This is a genomic window from Burkholderia sp. PU8-34 (assembly GCF_053427725.1).
In genome coordinates this window covers 33,088-52,143 of record NZ_JBSAXC010000017.1, presented here as the reverse complement: position 1 = coordinate 52,143, position 19,056 = coordinate 33,088, and the positions used below count along the sequence as shown (strand labels likewise).

Annotated in this window: 13 protein-coding genes; 11 read left to right on the top strand and 2 right to left on the bottom strand. The window is 68.9% G+C overall.

Annotated elements, in window-relative coordinates; genetic code table 11:
- Positions 1-22: 22 nt before the first annotated feature.
- Complete coding sequence (glcC, locus tag ACV22Z_RS29305; protein WP_448079744.1) at positions 23-793, bottom strand: transcriptional regulator GlcC; 771 nt, start codon at positions 791-793, stop codon at positions 23-25.
- A 217-nt stretch (positions 794-1,010) separates the two neighbouring features.
- Between glcC and glcD the strand changes: the two genes are divergently transcribed.
- From glcD to ACV22Z_RS29265, 8 genes are all read left to right on the top strand, one after another.
- Complete coding sequence (gene glcD / locus ACV22Z_RS29300) at positions 1,011-2,510, top strand: glycolate oxidase subunit GlcD (protein ID WP_448079743.1); 1,500 nt, start codon at positions 1,011-1,013, stop codon at positions 2,508-2,510.
- A complete protein-coding gene (glcE, locus tag ACV22Z_RS29295) occupies positions 2,510-3,589 on the top strand; it encodes a glycolate oxidase subunit GlcE (RefSeq protein ID WP_448079742.1) in 1,080 nt (359 codons plus the stop codon). The genes glcD and glcE overlap by 1 nt, the downstream gene beginning before the upstream one ends.
- A gap of 24 nt (positions 3,590-3,613) precedes the next feature.
- Positions 3,614-4,843: a glycolate oxidase subunit GlcF gene (gene glcF / locus ACV22Z_RS29290; RefSeq protein ID WP_448079741.1), complete on the top strand. Its 1,230-nt coding sequence runs from the start codon at positions 3,614-3,616 to the stop codon at positions 4,841-4,843.
- Between the two features lie 25 nt (positions 4,844-4,868).
- Entirely contained in the window at positions 4,869-5,273 is a 405-nt protein-coding gene (locus ACV22Z_RS29285; protein WP_448079740.1) for a GlcG/HbpS family heme-binding protein, read from the top strand.
- 37 nt (positions 5,274-5,310) lie between these two features.
- Positions 5,311-7,497, top strand: a complete 2,187-nt coding sequence (locus ACV22Z_RS29280; protein WP_448079739.1) for a malate synthase G — start codon at positions 5,311-5,313, stop codon at positions 7,495-7,497.
- 628 nt (positions 7,498-8,125) lie between these two features.
- Positions 8,126-9,682, top strand: a complete 1,557-nt coding sequence (locus ACV22Z_RS29275) for a sensor domain-containing diguanylate cyclase (RefSeq protein WP_448079738.1) — start codon at positions 8,126-8,128, stop codon at positions 9,680-9,682.
- A gap of 351 nt (positions 9,683-10,033) precedes the next feature.
- Positions 10,034-11,416, top strand: coding sequence for a cache domain-containing protein (locus ACV22Z_RS29270; protein ID WP_448079737.1), 1,383 nt, complete (start codon positions 10,034-10,036; stop codon positions 11,414-11,416).
- A 38-nt stretch (positions 11,417-11,454) separates the two neighbouring features.
- Positions 11,455-12,102, top strand: coding sequence for a response regulator (locus ACV22Z_RS29265; protein ID WP_448079736.1), 648 nt, complete (start codon positions 11,455-11,457; stop codon positions 12,100-12,102).
- A gap of 169 nt (positions 12,103-12,271) precedes the next feature.
- Here ACV22Z_RS29265 and ACV22Z_RS29260 read toward each other — a convergent pair whose 3' ends face one another.
- Complete coding sequence (locus ACV22Z_RS29260) at positions 12,272-12,868, bottom strand: MlaC/ttg2D family ABC transporter substrate-binding protein (RefSeq protein WP_448079735.1); 597 nt, start codon at positions 12,866-12,868, stop codon at positions 12,272-12,274.
- Positions 12,869-13,211: 343 nt separating this feature from the next.
- Here ACV22Z_RS29260 and hpnN point away from each other — a divergent pair, with 343 nt between their 5' ends.
- From hpnN to ACV22Z_RS29245, 3 genes are all read left to right on the top strand, one after another.
- Positions 13,212-15,845: a hopanoid transporter HpnN gene (gene hpnN, locus ACV22Z_RS29255; protein WP_448079734.1), complete on the top strand. Its 2,634-nt coding sequence runs from the start codon at positions 13,212-13,214 to the stop codon at positions 15,843-15,845.
- Positions 15,838-16,848 carry an MlaA family lipoprotein gene (locus ACV22Z_RS29250; protein WP_448079733.1) on the top strand — a complete coding sequence of 337 codons (1,011 nt, stop codon included), beginning with the start codon at positions 15,838-15,840 and terminating at the stop codon, positions 16,846-16,848. Before hpnN ends, ACV22Z_RS29250 begins: the two co-directional genes overlap by 8 nt.
- 537 nt (positions 16,849-17,385) lie before the next feature.
- Complete coding sequence (locus tag ACV22Z_RS29245) at positions 17,386-18,951, top strand: methyl-accepting chemotaxis protein (protein WP_448079732.1); 1,566 nt, start codon at positions 17,386-17,388, stop codon at positions 18,949-18,951.
- Positions 18,952-19,056: the final 105 nt, after the last annotated feature.

Below are 19,056 nucleotides of genomic sequence, written 5' to 3'. Positions count from 1 at the left end.
GTCCGGCGTACCGCTTCGCGCGTCACGTCCACCCTTCGAGCCGGAGCGTCGAACGCACGAGCCGCTGCTCCTCCTGTTCGATCTCCCGCAGATAGTCGACGCACTGCCGGATATGCTCGCTCGCCGCCTTGCGCGCCTGCTCGGGCAGCCGCCCGGTCACGGCGTTGAAAAGCCGCGCATGCTGGCGGTCGATCTGCTTCTTCAGCGGCTCGCGGTGATACAGGTTGTTCACCGACGCGAACACCGAGCTGAGCAGCAGATCGGTCAGCGACTGCAGTGTGTTGACGAGCACCGGATTGTGCGACGCCTCGCAGATCGCGAGATGAAACGCGTGGTCGAGCTTCGCGCGCGCGGCCGGATCGAGATCCAGCGCGTCGGCGGCGACCATCTCCTCATAGCGGCGCGTGATCAGGATGAAATCGGCCGGCGTGCCGCGCAGCGCCGCGAGCCGCGCGGCCTCCGCCTCGAGCATCCCGCGCACTTCGAACAGGTCGTACAGCGTGCGCGGCTGCGAGCCGAGCAGATGCATCATCGGCGTGATTTCCCGCTGCGGGGTCAGGCTCGCGACGAACGAACCCTTGCCGTGCGTCGTGTCGATGATGCCGCGCGCGGCAAGCAGCTTCATCCCTTCGCGCACCGCCGTGCGCGATACGCCGAGCTTCTCGGTGAGCCGCCGTTCGGACGGCAGCGCCTGCCCGGCCTTCAGCACGCCGTCGACGATCAGCTTCTCGATGCGCTCGGCGACGACGTCCGCCACGCGCCGCGCGCGGCCTTCGCGATCCTGCGTTTCCATGCTGGTATGACCACTTTTCGGAGATGCAGGTGATTCTGCCACAAACCCTTGTTATTACTTGGTTTTGACGATCCGCGAAGCGCCCTCGGAAAACTGCCATCCAAAAACTGGTATGACCACGCGTCCGAGGTCTGGACACACGTGCCGCGCCCGCCAAGAATCCGTCCTTCCGATGGACCGCGCCGAACGCGGCCGTCAGCATGGCGGAGACAACCCGATGAGTTTCATCTACGACGAACGGATCGACGGCGCGCTGCCGTCGGTCGACCGGCCCGCGCTCGTCGCCGCGTTGCGCGCGGCGGCGCCGGGCCTCGACGTGCTGCACGAGCGCGAGGCGCTGAAGCCGTTCGAATGCGACGGCCTCGCCGCGTATCGCACGGTGCCGCTCGCGGTCGTGCTGCCCGCGACGGTCGGCGAAGTGCGCGCGGTGCTGCGCGTCGCGGCCGCGCACGGCGTGCCGGTCGTCGCGCGCGGCGCGGGCACGGGCCTGTCGGGCGGCGCAATGCCGCTCGAGAAAGGCATCCTGCTCGTGATGGCGAAATTCAACCGGATCCTGTCGATCGATCCGGACGCCGGCATCGCGCGCGTGCAGCCCGGCGTGCGCAACCTCGCAATCTCGCAGGCCGCAGCGCCCCACGGCCTCTACTACGCGCCGGACCCGTCGTCGCAAATCGCGTGCTCGATCGGCGGCAATGTCGCGGAAAACGCGGGCGGCGTGCACTGCCTCAAATACGGCCTCACGGTGCACAACATCCTGAAGGTCGAGATCCTGACGATCGACGGCGACTTGCTGACGCTCGGCGCCGACGCGCTCGACTGCGCCGGCTTCGACCTGCTCGCGCTGTTCACGGGTTCGGAAGGGATGCTCGGCATCGTCGTCGAAGTGACTGTGAAGCTGCGGCCGTTGCCGCCGAGCGTGAAGGTGCTGATGGCGAGCTTCGACGACGTCGGCCGGGCCGGCGGCGCGGTCGCGCAGATCATCGGCGCGGGCGTGATTCCGGGCGGGCTCGAAATGATGGACAACCTCGCGGTCCGCGCGGCCGAGGATTTCATCCATGCGGGCTACCCGGTCGACGCGCAGGCGATCCTGCTGTGCGAACTCGACGGCGCGGCGACCGACGTCGAAGAGGACGCCGAACGCGTGGCCGCGCTGCTGCGCGACGCGGGCGCATCGGAGATCCGCGTCGCGCGCGACGAAGCCGAGCGCCAGCGCTTCTGGGCCGGCCGCAAGAACGCGTTCCCGGCGGTCGGCCGCATCTCGCCCGACTACTACTGCATGGACGGCACGATCCCGCGCCGCGAGCTGCCGCGCGTGCTCGAAGGCATTGCGGCGCTGTCGGCCGAATACGGGCTGCCGGTCGCGAACGTGTTCCACGCGGGCGACGGCAACATGCATCCGCTGATCCTGTTCGACGCGAACCGGCCCGGCGAACTCGACCGCGCGGAAGCGCTCGGCGGCCGGATCCTCGAGCTGTGCGTCGCGGTCGGCGGCAGCATCACCGGCGAGCACGGTGTCGGCCGCGAGAAGATCAACCAGATGTGCGTGCAGTTCAACGCCGACGAAATCACGTTCTTCCATGCGGTGAAGGCCGCGTTCGATCCGCAGGGGCTGCTGAACCCAGGCAAGAACATCCCGACGCTGCACCGCTGCGCCGAGTTCGGCGCGATGCACGTCCACCACGGCCGGCTGCCGTTTCCCGAACTGGAGCGTTTCTGATGCGTCGCGAATTCGAAGAATCGACGGACGACAGCGCGACCTTGCTCGCCCAGGTCGAAGCCGCGCTGGGCGACCGGCAGCCGCTGCGCATCCGCGGCGGCGACACGAAGGCGCATCTCGGCCGCCCGGTCGCCGCGCGCGAGATCGACACCCGCGCACATCGCGGCATCGTCAGCTACGACCCGACCGAGCTGGTCGTCACCGTGCGCGCGGGCACGCCGCTCGCCGAGCTGAACGCCGCGCTCGACGCGGCCGGCCAGATGCTGCCGTGCGAGCCGCCGGCGTTCGGCGGCGCGGCGACCGTCGGCGGAATGTTCGCGGCAGCGCTGTCCGGCCCGCGCCGCCCGTGGGCCGGCGCGGTGCGCGACTTCGTGCTCGGCTGCCGCGTGATCACCGGCCACGCGAAGCATCTGCGCTTCGGCGGCGAAGTGATGAAGAACGTCGCGGGCTACGACGTGTCGCGATTGCTGGCGGGCAGCTTCGGCTGTCTCGGCCTCGTGACCGAGGTGTCGCTGAAGGTGCTGCCGAAGCCGCGCGCGACGCGCAACCTCGTGCTCGCACTCGACACCGCCGACGCGCTCGAGCGCGTCGCCGCCTGGCGGCGCGCGGGCCTGCCGCTCGCGGGCGCGTGCCATGCGGACGGCGTGCTGCGCGTGCGGCTCGAAGGCGGCACGGGCTCGGTGAATGCGGCGCACGCGACGATCGGCGGCGACGAAATGGATGGCGCGTTCTGGACGGCGCTGCGCGAATACGCGCTGCCGTTCTTCGACGACCCGCGCCCGCTGTGGCGCCTGTCGGTGCCGGCCAACGCGCCGCTCACCCCGAGCGCGCCGCTGCCGGGCGCGACGCTGCTCGACTGGGGCGGCGCGCAGCGCTGGCTGAAGAGCGACGCCGACCCGGCCGAACTGCAGCGCATCGCCGCGCAATGGGGCGGCCACGCGACGTGCTTCACGCCGGGCGTGACGCCGGCGCCGTTCCAGCCGCTGCCGCCAGCGCTGCTGCGCGTGCACCGCGCGCTGAAGGCGCAGCTCGATCCGCACGCGATCTTCAATCCCGGGCGCCTGTACGCCGGCTTCTGATCCGACTTCTGACCTGAACGGCCCATGCAAACCAATCTCAGCGAAGCAAGCAAGGCCCTCGCGCGGGCCGACGAAGCAGAAGCGATCCTGCGCTCATGCGTGCATTGCGGCTTCTGCAACGCGACGTGTCCGACCTACCAGGTGCTCGGCAACGAACTCGACGGGCCGCGCGGCCGTATCTACCTGATCAAGCAGATGCTCGAAGGCGAGCCTGTCGGGGCCACGACGCTGCAGCACCTCGACCGTTGCCTCACCTGCCGCAACTGCGAGACGACCTGCCCGTCGGGCGTGCGCTATCACACGCTGCTCGACATCGGCCGCGCGCAAGCCGAGCAGCATGCACAGCGCCCCGCGCGCGAGCGCCTGCTGCGCGCGGGCCTGCGTCACGTCGTGCCGCGCCCGGCGACCTTCGCCGCGCTGCTGAAGGCGGCACGCGCGCTGCGCCCGCTGTTGCCCGGCACACTGCAAGGCAAGATTCCAGCCGCCGTGCCCGCCGCCGCGCCGCGCCCGCCCGCGCGTCACGCGCGGCGCGTGCTGATGCTCGAAGGCTGCGTGCAGCCGGCGCTGTCGCCGAACACCAACGCGGCGGCCGCTCGCGTGCTGGACCGGCTCGGCATCAGCGTGACGCCGGCGCCGCAGGCCGGCTGCTGCGGCGCGACCGAATACCACCTGAACGCGCAGGACGCGGGCCTCGCGCGCGCACGGCGCAACATCGACGCGTGGTGGCCCGCGATCGAGGCCGGCGCCGAGGCGATCGTGCTGACGGCGAGCGGCTGCGGCGCGTTCGTGAAGGAATACGGCGACCTGCTGCGTGCGAACCCCGCCTATGCAGACAAGGCGCGCCGCGTCAGCGCGCTGGCGCGCGACCTCGCCGAAGTGATCGCGGCCGAGCCGCTCGATGCGCTCAATGTGAACGAAGCGCCCGGCGCGCGGCGCGTCGCATTCCACTGCCCGTGCACGCTGCAGCACGCACAGCGGCTCGGCGGCGCGGTCGAAAGCATCCTCACGCGGCTCGGTTTCGACCTGACGAATGTCGCCGATGGACACCTGTGCTGCGGCTCGGCCGGCACCTATTCGCTGACGCAGCCCGAACTCGCGACGACACTGCGCGACAACAAGCTCGACGCGCTCGAAGCGGCGCGGCCGGACCTGATTGTCACCGCGAACATCGGCTGCCAGACTCATCTGAATGGCGCGGGCCGCACGCCCGTGCGTCACTGGATCGAACTCGTCGACACGCCCCACGTCCCCTGACCCCACTGATTCCGGAGAACCCGCCATGCAGACCAAACCCGCACTCGACCGCGCCGACGCAGAGCGCATGCTCGCCGCCGCGCGCGCGGAAGCCGAACGCCACGGCTGGGCCGTGACGATCGCCGTCGTCGACGACGGCGGCCACCCGCTCGCGCTCGCGCGCCTCGACGGCGCGTCGCCCGCAAGCGCGTACATCGCGCAGGAAAAGGCCCGCGCCGCCGCGCTCGGCCGGCGCGAGACCAAAGCGTATGAGGATATGATCAACGGTGGCCGCACCGCCTTCCTGAGCGTGCCGGTTTCGGGCCTGCTCGAAGGCGGCGTGCCCGTGACCGTCGGCGGCCAGATTGCGGGCGCGATCGGCGTGTCTGGCGTAAAGTCCGAACAGGACGCGCAGATCGCCCGCGCCGGCATACAAAGCGTCGCGGCGTGATCCGCGCGCGCCCCATCTTTCCCCGGGAGGACTCACGATGATCGACCATGACGGACTGCAAGTCGCGCCAGCGCTGAGCCAGTTCATCGAAAACGAAGCGCTGCCGGGCACCGGCATCGACAAGGCCGCGTTCTGGCGCGGCTTTTCGGCCCTGGTGCACGACCTCGCGCCGCGCAACCGCGAACTGCTCGCGGAACGCGACCGCCTGCAACAGGAACTCGACACTTGGCACCGCGCGCACCCCGGCCCGGTGCGCGACGTCGCCGCCTACCGTGCCAACTACCGCGCGTTCCTCGAACAAATCGGCTATCTGGCACCCGTGCCCGCGAACGTTGCAGCCGCCACCGAAAACGTCGACAGCGAAATCGCGAGCCAAGCCGGCCCGCAGCTCGTCGTGCCGCTGTCGAACGCGCGCTACGCGCTGAACGCCGCGAACGCGCGCTGGGGCAGCCTGTACGACGCGCTGTACGGCACCGACGCGCTGCCCGAAGACAACGGCGCCGAACGCACGGCAACCTACAACCCGACGCGCGGCCAGCACGTGATCGACTATGCGCGCGGCGTGCTCGACAACGCGGCGCCGCTCGCGCGCGGCTCGCACCGCGATGCGCTGCGCTACCGCGTGCAGGACGGCCAGCTCGCCGTCGACACGAACGCGGGCGTGACCGCGCTCGCGCAGCCTGCGCAGTTCGCCGGCTACCAGGGCGCGGCCGACGCGCCGTCCGCGATCCTGCTGAAGCACAACGGCCTGCACATCGAGATTCAGATCGACGCATCGTCGCCGATCGGGCGCACCGACGTCGCGAACGTGAAGGACGTCGTGCTCGAGGCGGCGGTCAGCACGATCATCGACTGCGAGGATTCGGTCGCGGCAGTCGACGCCGAAGACAAGGTGCAGCTCTACCGCAATTGGCTCGGCCTGATGCAGGGCACGCTCGTCGAGGAGATGTCGAAGGGCGGCAAGACCTTCACGCGCCGCCTGAACGCCGACCGCGACTACACGACGCCCGCCGGCGGCACGCTGACGCTGCACGGCCGCTCGCTGCTGTTCATCCGCAACGTCGGCCACCTGATGACGAACGGCGCGGTGCTCGACCGCGACGGTAACGAGGTGCCGGAAGGCATCCTCGACGGCGTCGTCACGACGCTGTGCGCGCTGCACGACCTGAAGTCGAAGCGCAACTCGCGCACGGGCTCGATCTACATCGTGAAGCCGAAGATGCACGGCCCCGCGGAAGTCGCGTTCTCCGACACGCTGTTCGCGCGCGTCGAGGATCTGTACGGGCTGCCGCGCAACACGCTGAAGATGGGCATCATGGACGAGGAGCGCCGCACCAGCGTGAACCTGTCCGCGTGCATCGCAGCGACCGCCGCGCGCGTCGCGTTCATCAACACGGGCTTCCTCGACCGCACCGGCGACGAGATGCATTCGTCGATGGAAGCGGGCCCGATGATCCGCAAGGGCGACATGAAGACGTCCGCGTGGATCACCGCGTACGAGCGCAACAACGTGCTCGCCGGCCTCGCCGCAGGCCTGCGCGGCCGCGCGCAGATCGGCAAGGGCATGTGGGCGATGCCCGACCTGATGCATGCGATGCTCGAGCAGAAGATCGCGCATCCGCGCGCCGGCGCGAACACCGCGTGGGTGCCGTCGCCGACCGCGGCGACGCTGCATGCGCTGCACTATCACCTCGTCGACGTGCAGGCCGTCCAGCAGGAACTCGAGAAGATCGCGTACGCGAGCGAGCGCGACGCGCTGCTCGAACAGCTGCTGACGATCCCGGTCGTCGAGCGTGCCGAATGGAGCGAGGAGGAGATCCTTCGCGAGGTCGAGAACAACGCGCAAGGCATCCTCGGCTACGTCGTGCGCTGGGTCGAACAGGGCGTCGGCTGCTCGAAGGTGCCTGACATCAACAACGTCGGCCTGATGGAAGACCGCGCGACGCTGCGCATCTCGAGCCAGCACATCGCGAACTGGCTGCGCCACGGCGTGATCACCGAGGACTTCGTGCTCGGCGTGTTCAAGCGGATGGCGCGGGTCGTCGACCAGCAGAACGCCGGCGATGCGAACTACCGGCCGATGGCGCCCGACTTCGATTCGTCGTACGCATTCAAGGCCGCATGTGCGCTCACGCTGCAGGGCACCGCGCAGCCGAGCGGCTATACCGAGCCGCTGCTGCACCAGTTCCGGCTCGCGTTCAAGGCGCACCAGCGCGCAGGCTGACCGGCGCAGGCGGGGTCGCCCCCGCCTGTGTCCGTGTCGGTGCGTCGATACGGGCGGCCATAACGGCCGCTTTTTTCATGTCCGCCAGGTATGCCGATTGCGCCCGATTGATCCTGATAATCGGCGCGTGCCGAACGATACGGTTTCGCATCCGGTTTATCCCTGATTCGCCACGTCAAACGACTGTTCGATTCAATCGACCGACGCGCCGGAATATCGTCACCGCACCCCTGAAAACCCTTGCTGGACAAGGCTCGAGTCATTATTTGCGTTCGCTGGAATCAATCGTAATTTGATTCGCCTCAGCGATTCTCAACATTTATCGCGTCCGCAAATGCGCGCGCTATACTGCGTCCGATGCACGTGCAAATCGAATCGCGCTGCGAATAACGTGCGATACCGGCCGCGATTGCGCGATTTTCATCCGCGCACGCCGCCGATTATCAGCGGATTTTTCTCCATCATCGGGGGGACACACATCAGGATGACTTCGGCGCCCGTCAGCGGGCCTGCCCGTCATCCGGCATGAACGGCCGTACCGGATCGCCGCCAATATCGTCATACGAACAATCGCATCGACCCGCTGCGCCCTTCGCGTGTAGCGGCGATGCCCATCGATCTTCGGACCATGGCAGAAACCGACTACGCAGTGTCCAGCGAGCCCGGCCTGACGCGCCGCGCTGCCGCTCACCTGCGCCGGCTGTTCGGCCCCCACCTGATCTTCTATTCAGCTCTGCTGATCGCACTGATCCTGCTGATGCTGTGCGGGATCCTGCTCTACCAGGGCCGGATCGACGCGCGCGACCGCGCACGCACCACGCTGCAGAACCTCGCGCTGATGGCCGCGTGGGACATCGAGCGCAACATCGAAATCTATTCGCTGTCGCTGGACGCCGTCGTCGAGGGCGAAAACCAGCCCGACGTGAACCAACTGCCGATGCCGCTGCGCCGCCAGGTGCTGTTCGACCGCGCGACGACCGCGCGCTATCTCGGCGGCATCTACGTGATGGACGCGAACGGCAACATCACGGTCGACGGTGCGACCGACGTGCCGCGCAAGGGCAATTTCAGCACCCGGCAGTACTTCACCGTGCATCGCGACAGTCCGGACGTCGGCCTGTACATCAGCGATCCTTATCTCTCGAGGCTGCGCAACGGCTCGCCGAGCATCGCACTCAGCCGTCGCATCTCGCGGCCCGACGGCTCGTTCGGCGGCGTTGCCGTGATGTCGATCCGGCTCGAATATTTCCAGGACCTGTTCGGGCGTCTTGCGCTCGGCGAGCGCGGCTCGATGTCGCTGATCAAGACGAACGGGCTGATGCTGATGCGTCAGCCATACGACCCGAAGATCATCGGCCGGGACATCAGCAAGGCGAGCACGTTCAAGCGCTTCATGGCCGCCAGCGAAGGCAGCTTCTCGGACACCGCGTCGATCGACGGCGTGCGGCGCCTGTACGTGTTCCGGCACATCGATCACCTGCCGCTCATCATCATGGTCGCCGAGGCCGAATCGAACATCTACGCGGCCTGGTACGACCGCGCGATCCCGGTCGGCTCGGCGATCGCGCTCCTCACGCTCGGCTTCCTGCTGCTGTCGCTGCTGCTCGACGTGCAGCTGCGCAAGCGCCATCGCGCGGAAACCGAGCTGCAGGCGCTCGCGCGCACCGACGGCCTCACGGGCCTCGACAACCGCCGCATGCTCGACGACACGCTCGAGCGCGAATGGCGCCGCGCCGCGCGCTCGCAGCATGCGCTGTCGCTGCTGTTCGTCGACGTCGATCACTTCAAGCGCTACAACGACACGCAAGGGCACCAGGCGGGCGACGACGCGCTCGCGGCGGTCGGGCGCTGCATCGCCGGTTGCCTGCGCCGCCCGGCCGACTACGCGGCACGCTACGGCGGCGAAGAGTTCGTCGTGATCCTGCCGGACGTCGGCCCGGACGGCGCGGTGGCGATCGCCGAGACGATCCGCACGAGCATCCAGGAGCTCGGGATCAAGCACGCCGCGAGCGAGTTCGGCCGGCTGACCGCCAGCATCGGCGTGACGACCTGCTTCCCCGAATGGGACGGCGGCGTCCAGGCCGCGCTGAAAGTGGCCGACGAAGCGCTGTACCGCGCGAAGGCGAACGGCAGGAACAAGGTGGTCGTGCAGGCCGATACGCGTTTCGAGCGCCGGCTCGCCTGACCGCGCACAAGACGGGCGCGCCGCCGCCGCCGCGCGCCCGCAAAATCGCCGACAATACCGGCTCGCCGCGCGGCGCATGCGGCACGGCCCTCCGGACTCGGGCTCGGACTCGGACTCGGACTCGGACTCGGACTCGGACTCGGGCTCGGACCCGGACTCGGACTCGGGCTCGGGCTCGGGCTCGGGCTCGGGCTCGGGCTCGGGCTCGGGCTCGGGCTCGGGCTCGGGCTCGGGCTCGGGCTCGGACTCGGACTCGGACTCGGACTCGGACTCGGACTCGGACTCGGACCCGGACCCGGACCCGGACCCGGACCTGGACCCGGACCTTCCGCCCGGCCGCCCCCTACCGTCATGAAACTCAAGGCAAAGATCTTCCTTCTGGCCATCGTGCCGTTTCTCCTCGCTATCGCCGGCATCGGCATCGGGGTGCGCCAGCAGGCGACGGCGCTCGCGCGCACGCAGCACGCGACGATCGAGGCCGCCTACCTGTCGAGCAAGGAGGTCGAGCTCAAGCATTACGTCGATCTCGCGACGAGCGCGTTGCGGCCGCTCTACGAGACGAGCGGCCGCAATGCGCGCGACGACGCGCTGCTGCGCACGCAGGCGCTCGCGATGCTGCAGAAAATGGACTTCGGCCCCGACGGCTACTTCTTCGTCTACGACCTGCACGGCAACGCGCTGATGCATCCGCGCGAGCCCGAGCGGGTCGGCCACAATTTCTGGTCGATGCGCGACCCGCAAGGCGGCCTGACGATCCAGCAGCTGACCGCCGCCGCGTCGCACGGCGGCGGCTATGTGCGCTACATCTGGCGGCGTCCGTCGACGGGCCGCCCGGCGCCGAAGCTCGGCTATGTCGTCGCACTCGAGCGCTGGGGCTGGATGGTCGGCACCGGCATCTATCTCGACGACGTCGACAACGCGCTGCAGCGCATCGACGCGCGCGCGTCGGCGAACATCGAACGCACGATGAGCTGGCTCACTGCGATCGCGCTGGCGGGCGCGGCGGCGATCGCCGTCTGCGCGCTGGTGCTGAACGTCAGCGAATCGCGCAGCGCGGATGCGAAGCTCAAGCAGCTCGCGCAGCGCGTCGTCGAATCGCAGGAACAGGAACGCGCGCGGCTGTCGCGCGAGCTGCACGACGGGATCAGCCAGATGATGGTGTCCGCGAAGCTGATGCTCGAATCGGCGCTCGCGCGCTTCGAGCGCGGCGCGGCGCGCGTGCCGGCGGCCGAGCAGGCGCTCGCGTCCGGCGTCGTGCGGCTCGGCGACACGCTGCGCGAAGTGCGGCGCATCTCGCACGCGCTGCGTCCGTCGATGCTCGACGATCTCGGCCTCGCGGCCGCGCTCGACCAGCTCGTGCGCGAACTCGGCACGGAGAGCGGCATCGACATCGGCTACACGCAGGTCGCGCACGGCGGCACGCAGCCGCTGCCCGCCGCCATCAACACCGCGCTGTTCCGGATCGCGCAGGAAGCGCTCAGCAACATCGTGCATCACGCGCATGCGTCACGCGCCGCGGTCACGCTCGACCTCGGTGCGCACGCAGTCACGCTGACCATCGCCGACAACGGCTGCGGCTTCGACGCCGAACGCTCGCAGGCCGACGCGCGCCGTGGCATCGGGTTGCGCAACATGCGAGAGCGCCTCGACGCGCTCGGCGGCACGCTGTCGATCACGTCGCAGGTCGGCCACACCGTGGTGGCCGCGCGCGTGCCGCTGACAGCGCCGGCCTGAGCGCGCCGCCATCGAATCATCCAGGAGACCCTTCGCCCATGAGCGCCCCAGACAATGCCGTCCAGCCCGTCGCCCGCCTGCTGCTCGTCGACGACCACCCGCTCGTGCGCGACGGGCTGCGGATGCGGCTCGAGGCCGCCGATCTGTCCGTCGTCGGCGAAGCCGGCAACGCCGACGAGGCGCTCGCGCTGGCCGAGTCGCTCGAGCCTGATCTCGCGCTGATGGACGTCGGCATGAATGGCATGAACGGCATCACGCTCGCGGGTGTCTTCCACGAACGGCATCCCGGGATCCGCGTGCTGATGCTGTCGATGCACGACAACGTCGAATACGTGACGCAGGCCGTGCGCGCGGGCGCGAGCGGCTACCTGCTGAAGGATTCGCCCGCGAGCGAGATCGTCCGCGCGATCGGCTCGGTGCTCGCGGGCCATACGTTCTTCAGCGAAGGGCTCGCCGCGCGGATGATCCACGCGAGCGCAACGGCGTCGCCGCTCGACCGCCTGACGCCGCGCGAACGCGACATCCTCGACACGCTCGCGCAAGGCCTGTCGAGCAAGCAGATCGCGCAGCAGACGGGGCTGTCGGTGCGCACGGTCGAGACGCACCGGCTCAACCTGAAGCGCAAGCTCGACATCGAGGGGCAGGCCGAGCTGATCAAGTTCGCGGTCGAGCATCGGCGGCGGTGACGGGGAGCACCGGCATGAACCGGGTCGCGTACTGGAGGAAGCGACGCCGCGTGAATTGCCGCTCAGCTCATCGAACGGCCAGCCGGAGAAGATCGGTCATGTCCGGCACAAATGAAGAAGGGCGCGAATCTCGCGCCCTTCGTGCATTTCATCCCGCATCAACGCGCGCTCAGTTCGTCCGCGCGTTGTGCTTCTGCAGGAACGCGATCAGCCCGTCGATGCCGCCCGACGCGAGCTGGCTCTTGAACTGGCCCTGGTAGACCTGGATCAGCCACGCGCCCGACATGTCGATGTCGTAGATCTTCCAGTCGTTGCCGACCTTGCCGAGCCGGTAGCCGACCGACTGGCTGTCGCCCGGCGTCGTCACCGTCGACTGCACGAGCGCATCGGTGGCCGACGCGCTGCCCGCCTTGAACGAGAACTTCGCATCCTGGCCGCCGAGCTGCGCGAGCGATGCGGCATAGGTGCGCGTCATCAGCAGCTTGAACTGCTTGTACAGCTCCTGCTGCTGGGCCGGGCTCGCCTGCTTCCAGGCGTCGCCGACCGCGATGCGGGTCGTGCGCTCGAAATTCGTCGCCGGCAGGAAGCGCGCTTCGACAACCTGCGTGACCTTCGCCATGTCGCCGCCGCGCGCGGCCGGATCGGCCTTCATCGCAGTGACGGTGCCCTCGACCGCATTGCGGACGATATCGACCGGCGCGCTTTGCGCGAACGCGGAAATCGACACGGTGGCGGCGGCGAGGAAAGCAAACAGATGACGTTTCATACGGATATCGCACTCGGTAAGGAAAGACGACCGGCGCGGCACGCCGCCCGGTCGACGCAAGTATAGCGGGCCTGACGCGCGGCTGTCGTGCCGTGACCGACTGTTACCTTTGGCGCGCGATTGTCACAGCTCGCGCGTCCGTTGCGGCGCCGATCCATGTAAGCGCCCCCTTATATCCGGCCCCGCCGCCCGGCGAAGCCCGCCGCACGGGCCTGAGGGACCGATTCCCCCGCTGCCGGACAAATCTCCTTCCGGCCCCGGAATACCGCAACGTCACGACCGCCATCACGTTGCGCCGGTATACTTGGCTACTTTGCCTTTTCCAGCCCCACCCCACCGCCACATGGTGACTTCCTTCATCATTCGACTCGTTGCGTGGTCGGTGCGACGCCCGATCGCGGTCGTCGTGCTGTCGCTGATCATTGCTGCCCTGAGCGCCGTCTACGTTGCCGGTCATTTCAAGATCAACACGGACATCAGCAAGCTCGTCGACGCCGAACCGCAATGGGCCGCGCTCGGCCAGGCGACCGACCGCGCATTCCCGCAACGCAACGGCACGATCCTCGCGGTCGTCGAGGCGCCCGCGCCCGAATTCGCGACAGCCGCCGCCCACGCGCTGACGGGCGCGCTGCAGAAGCAGGCCGACGCCGGCCGCATCGGCCAGGTCGCCGAGCCTGGCGGCGGCCCGTTCTTCGAACACAACGGGCTGCTGTTCCTGTCGCCGCAGGAAGTCGCGGACACGACCTCGCAGCTCGCGAGCGCGCGCCCGCTCGTCAACGAACTCGCGAAGAATCCGAGCCTGACCGGGCTCGCGACCACGCTGTCGACCACGCTCGGCCAGCCGCTGCTGACCGGCCAGGTGAAGCTGCCGGGGATGGCCAAGCTGCTGTCGCGCGCCGCCGCGACCGTCGACGACGTGCTCGCCGGCAAGCCGGCCGCGTTCTCGTGGCGCGCGCTCGTCGACAACGACGCGGCGCGTCAACCCGCGCGCGCATTCGTGACCGTGCAGCCGATCATCAACTACGGCGCGCTGAAGGCCGGCGCGGAAGCGAGCGAGACGATCCGCGACACCGCGCGCGCGCTCGATCTCGACAAGCGCTACGGCGCGGTCGTGCGGCTGACCGGCGAGCAGCCGCTCGCCGACGACGAATTCGCGTCGGTCGAGGATGGCGCGGCGCTCAACGGCGCGCTGACGCTGCTCGTCGTGCTCGGCATCCTGTGGCTCGCGCTGCGCTCGAAGCGGATGATCTGCTCGACGCTCGTCACGCTGTTCGTCGGCCTCGTCGTGACCGCGGCGCTCGGCCTGATGATGGTCGGCTCGCTGAACATGATCTCGGTCGCGTTCATGGTGCTGTTCGTCGGGCTCGGCGTCGACTTCTCGATCCAGTACGGCGTGAAGTATCGCGAAGAGCGCTTTCGCGATCAGCGCATCGATCACGCGCTGATCGGCGCCGCACACTCGATGGGCATGCCGCTCGCGCTCGCCACCGCGGCGGTCGCGGCGAGCTTCTTCTCGTTCATCCCGACCGCGTATCGCGGCGTGTCCGAACTCGGGCTGATCGCCGGCGTCGGGATGTTCGTCGCGCTGCTGACCACGCTCACGCTGCTGCCCGCGCTGCTGCGCCTGTTCGCGCCGCCGGGCGAATCGAAGACGCCCGGCTTCCCGGCCCTCGCGCCGGTCGACGATTTCCTCGACCGGCACCGCAAGCCGATCCTGATCGGCACGCTCGCGGTCGTGATCGGCGCGCTGCCGCTGCTCGCGTTCCTGCGCTTCGACTTCAACCCGCTGCACCTGAAGGATCCGCACAGCGAATCGATGGCGACGCTGCTCGCGCTGAAGGATTCGCCCGAGGCAGCGGTCAACGACGTCACGCTGCTCGCGCCGTCGCTCGCCGCGGCCGACACGGCCGCGAAGCGCCTCGACGCGCTGCCGGAAGTCGGCCGCACGACGACGCTGTCGACGTTCATCCCGGCCGACCAGCCGGCGAAGCGCGCGTCGATCGCCGCCGCCGCGAGCGAGCTGCTGCCCGCGCTGACCCAGCCGGCCGCGCCCGGCGCGACCGACGCGCAGCGCGTCGCCGCGCTCAAGCGCGTGTCGGACCTGCTGAGCTACGCGGCCGAAGATCACCCGGGCCCGGGCGCCGCCGCCGCGCAGCATCTGTCCGCCTCGCTCGCGAAGCTCGCGGCCGCCGACGCCGCGACGCGCGACCGCGCCGAGCGCGCGTTCGCTGACACGCTGCGCATCGCGCTCAACCAGCTCGCGACGCTGCTGCAGCCGCAGGACATCACGCGCGACACGCTGCCGGCGCCGCTGGTGCGCGACTGGGTCGCGCCGGACGGCCACGCGCTCGTGCAGATCTCGCCGAAGGTGCCGAAGGGCATCGATCCGAACGACGACGCGATGCTGCGCCGCTTCGCGACGACCGTGAAAGCCGCGGAGCCGGGTGCGATCGGCGGGCCGATCTCGATCCTGCATTCGGCCGACACGATCATCGATGCGTTCCTGCATGCGGCGCTGTGGTCGATCGTGTCGATCACGATCCTGCTGTGGATCACGCTGCGCCGCTTCGGCGACGTGCTGCGCACGCTCGTGCCGCTGCTCGTGTCGGGCGTCGTCACGCTCGAGGTCTGCGTGTTGATCGGCATGCCGCTCAACTTCGCGAACATCATCGCGCTGCCGCTGATGCTCGGCGTCGGCGTCGCGTTCAAGGTGTATTTCGTGATGGCATGGCGCGCGGGGCAAACGGGCCTGCTGCATTCGAGCCTCACGCATGCGGTGCTGTTCAGCGCCGCGACGACGGCGACCGCATTCGGCAGCCTGTGGCTGTCGCATCACCCCGGTACCTCCAGCATGGGCAAGCTGCTCGCGCTGGCGCTGACGTGCACGCTGATCGGCGCCGTGGTATTTCAGCCGGTACTCATGGGCAAACCGCGCGTGAAGCGCGCACAGAACACATTGCGGGAAATCAATGAATAAGATGCGAATCGTCGCGGCGACCGTCGCCGCAGGCGCAATGCTGAGCGGCTGTGCGACCGGCCCCAACCGCAATCCGGCCGACCCGCTCGAGCCGATGAACCGCGCGGTCTACAAGTTCAACGACACCGTCGACACGCACATCGCGGTGCCGATCGCGAAGGGCTACCAGAAGGTCACGCCAACGCCGGTGCGCACCGCGATCAGCAACTTCTTCTCGAACCTCGGCGACCTCGGCAACATCGCGAACAACCTGCTGCAGCTGCGCATCACCGATGCGACGGAAGACCTGATGCGGGTCGCGATGAACTCGGTGTTCGGCGTCGGCGGGCTGATCGACATCGCGACGCCGGCCGGCCTGCCGAAGCATCACCAGGATTTCGGGCTGACGCTCGCACGCTGGGGCATGCCGTCCGGCCCGTATCTCGTGCTGCCGGTGTTCGGGCCCAGCACGTTCCGCGACGGCGTCGGCCGCGCGGTCGACGTGCGCTTCAACCTGCTGAACTACATCGAGCCGGCCGCGCGCAATCCGATGTACGTGATGCAGTTCATCAGCGCGCGTTCGGACCTGCTCGGTGCGACCGACCTGCTGAAGCAGGCCGCGCTCGATCCGTATTCGTTCGTGCGCGACGCGTACCTGCAGCAGCGCAAGTCGCTGACCTACAAGAGCGAGGCCGCGCCGAGCGCGCTGCCGAACTACAACGAGCCGGGCGAGTCGGGTGGTGAATCGGGTGGCCAGCCGGGCGGTGAAGCGGCGCCGGGCGGCAAGCCCGCCAACACGCCGGCGGCGCCCGGGTTGCCGAGCTACGAGGATCCGGGCGAGTCGGGCGGCATGCCGGGCAATGCGCCTGCCGCGCCTGCCAATGCGCCGGCAGCGCCCGGGCTGCCGCAATACGATGATCCCGGCGCGAACAGCGCACCGTCGGCAAGCGCGCCTGCTGCCGCGCCTGCAAGCGGCGCGGCGACCGCACCGGCCGTGCCTGCGAGCAATCCCGCCGCTCAGTAACGCGGCGCCAGCCGAAGACGACGAAGAGCGCTGCCCGATGCAGCGCTCTTTTTCTTTGGGTCTCCGCGAATCTTCGGCGGGCCGTGGATCCCTTGGGGACCCGAAGCGGCTCTTTGCCTCGACGACAATCTTCGGCGGGCCGCGGATCCCTTAGAACCCGAAGCGGCTTTTCGCCTGAACGACAATCTTCTGCGGGCCGCGGATCCCTTAGAACCCGAAGCGGCTTTTCGCCTCGACGACAATCTTCGTCGGGCCGTGGATCCCTTGGAACCCGAACCGGCTCCTTGCCTCGACGACAATCTGCCGGCAGGTTCCGTTCCGACGTACGACAGCCGCCGGCTGCGTGTGCAGCGCATCGCGTCTGTCGCAATCGTCCATATCCGCGTCGTCTCGACGTAAAACCTTCCCGTCCGCCCGGCCGTTAATCCGTTCGCAACCGAGGATCACCACGCGCTGCCACGCGGCGTCCGTCCCTCGCAATCCGGAAACCAGCTTCGCCGCCGCCGGCCGCGCCCGGCCACGGCCAGGGGAACCCTCATGCGAAAGAAACTGACTATCCGCGGCGGACTCGCCGCGACCATCGCCGGCTATACGGTGCTGCTCGTGCTGGTGGTCGGTGCGTGCGTCGCCGGCCTCTACGCAGGCAATGGTTCGCTCGAGGCGATGTATCGCGACGACACCGCGTCGCTGCTGCACCTGAAGACCAGCTCCGAGCGGATGCTCGTGCTGCGCGAGCGCTTGAGCGATGTCGCCCGGATCATCAGTGCCGGCCAGTCCGCCAAGGAGGAGACCGCGCAGCTCCACACGCTGCTCGCGCAGAGCAACGACGAACTGGCGGCCTACTCGCGCCTGCACCCGCGCGATGCCGACGAGCAGACGCTGTTCGAGAAGCTCCAGACCCACCGCCAGGCGCTGCTGGATCAGGTCTTCCTGAAGGCGCTGTCCCAGCTCGACCACGACGATGCGTTCGATTTCCTCGATACGCAGCGCGCAGCGCCGCCGGCGCTGTTTGCCGCGTACCAGGACGCGATCGGTGCGCTCGAAGCGTTCCAGGTCGCACGCGAAAAGGCCCGCTATGACAGGGCCGCTGCGCTTTTCCACCGGGTCGTCTGGGGCATGGTCGCGGTGGCCGCGTTCGCGCTCGTCATCGGCTTGTTCGCGCAGCGCGCGCTCGCGAAGGCGATCGTCGAGCCGATCAACCTGGCCGTCGACCATTTCGAAAAAATCGCGAAAGGCGATCTGACCGGCACGGTCGTGATTGCCCGCGAGAACGAGATGGCCTATCTGCTGAACGCGCTCAGGCAGATGCAGGCCGGCCTCATCGACACCGTGAGCCAGGTGCGCGCGAGCACGGAGACGATCGTCGGCGACGTCCGCGCGATCGCGAGCGGCAACGTCGACCTGTCCGCGCGCACCGAGCAGCAGGCCGCGTCGCTCCAGCAGGCCGCGGCAAGCGTCGAGCAACTGACGGCGACCGTGCGCCAGAATGCGGACAACGCCCGCGACGCACGTACCTGCGTCGAGGGCGCCGCCGGCATTGCATCGCGTGGCGAAGCGGCGATGCAGCGTGTCGTCGACACGATGTCGGCGATCTCGGAGAGCTCCGCGCGGATCTCGGGCATCGTCGGCGTGATCGAGAGTATTGCGTTCCAGACGAACATCCTCGCGTTGAACGCGGCTGTCGAAGCCGCGCGCGCAGGCGAGCAGGGACGCGGCTTCGCGGTCGTCGCGACGGAGGTTCGCGGGCTCGCGCAGCGCTGTGCGTCGGCCGCCAAGGAAATCAAGGAGCTGATCGGCCATTCCGCGCGACGCGTCGAGGACGGCAGCGGCCTCGTCACGCTGGCGGGCTCGACGATGGCCGAGCTCGTCGCCGCGGTCGAGCGCGTCAAGGCAATCATGAGCGAAATCAGCACCGCGTCCGAAGAGCAGTCGTCGGGCATCGAGCAGGTGAACGCCACGGTGACGCAGATGGAGCAGACGATGCAACGCAATGCCGCGCTCGTCGAGGAGGCGGCGGCCGTAGCGCTGTCGCTCGACGAGCAGAGCGCACGGCTCAACGACGCAGTGGCGCAGTTCCGCCTTCGCGACGAGGCGATTGCGTGATGCCTGGGCATCCGGCCTGGGCGCGTCGCGGACGATCGAGCGCGGCGCGCACGACGGCACGCGCCGCCGTCCCGGCGGAGGCAGTTTCTCGATGAGAAGAAGGAA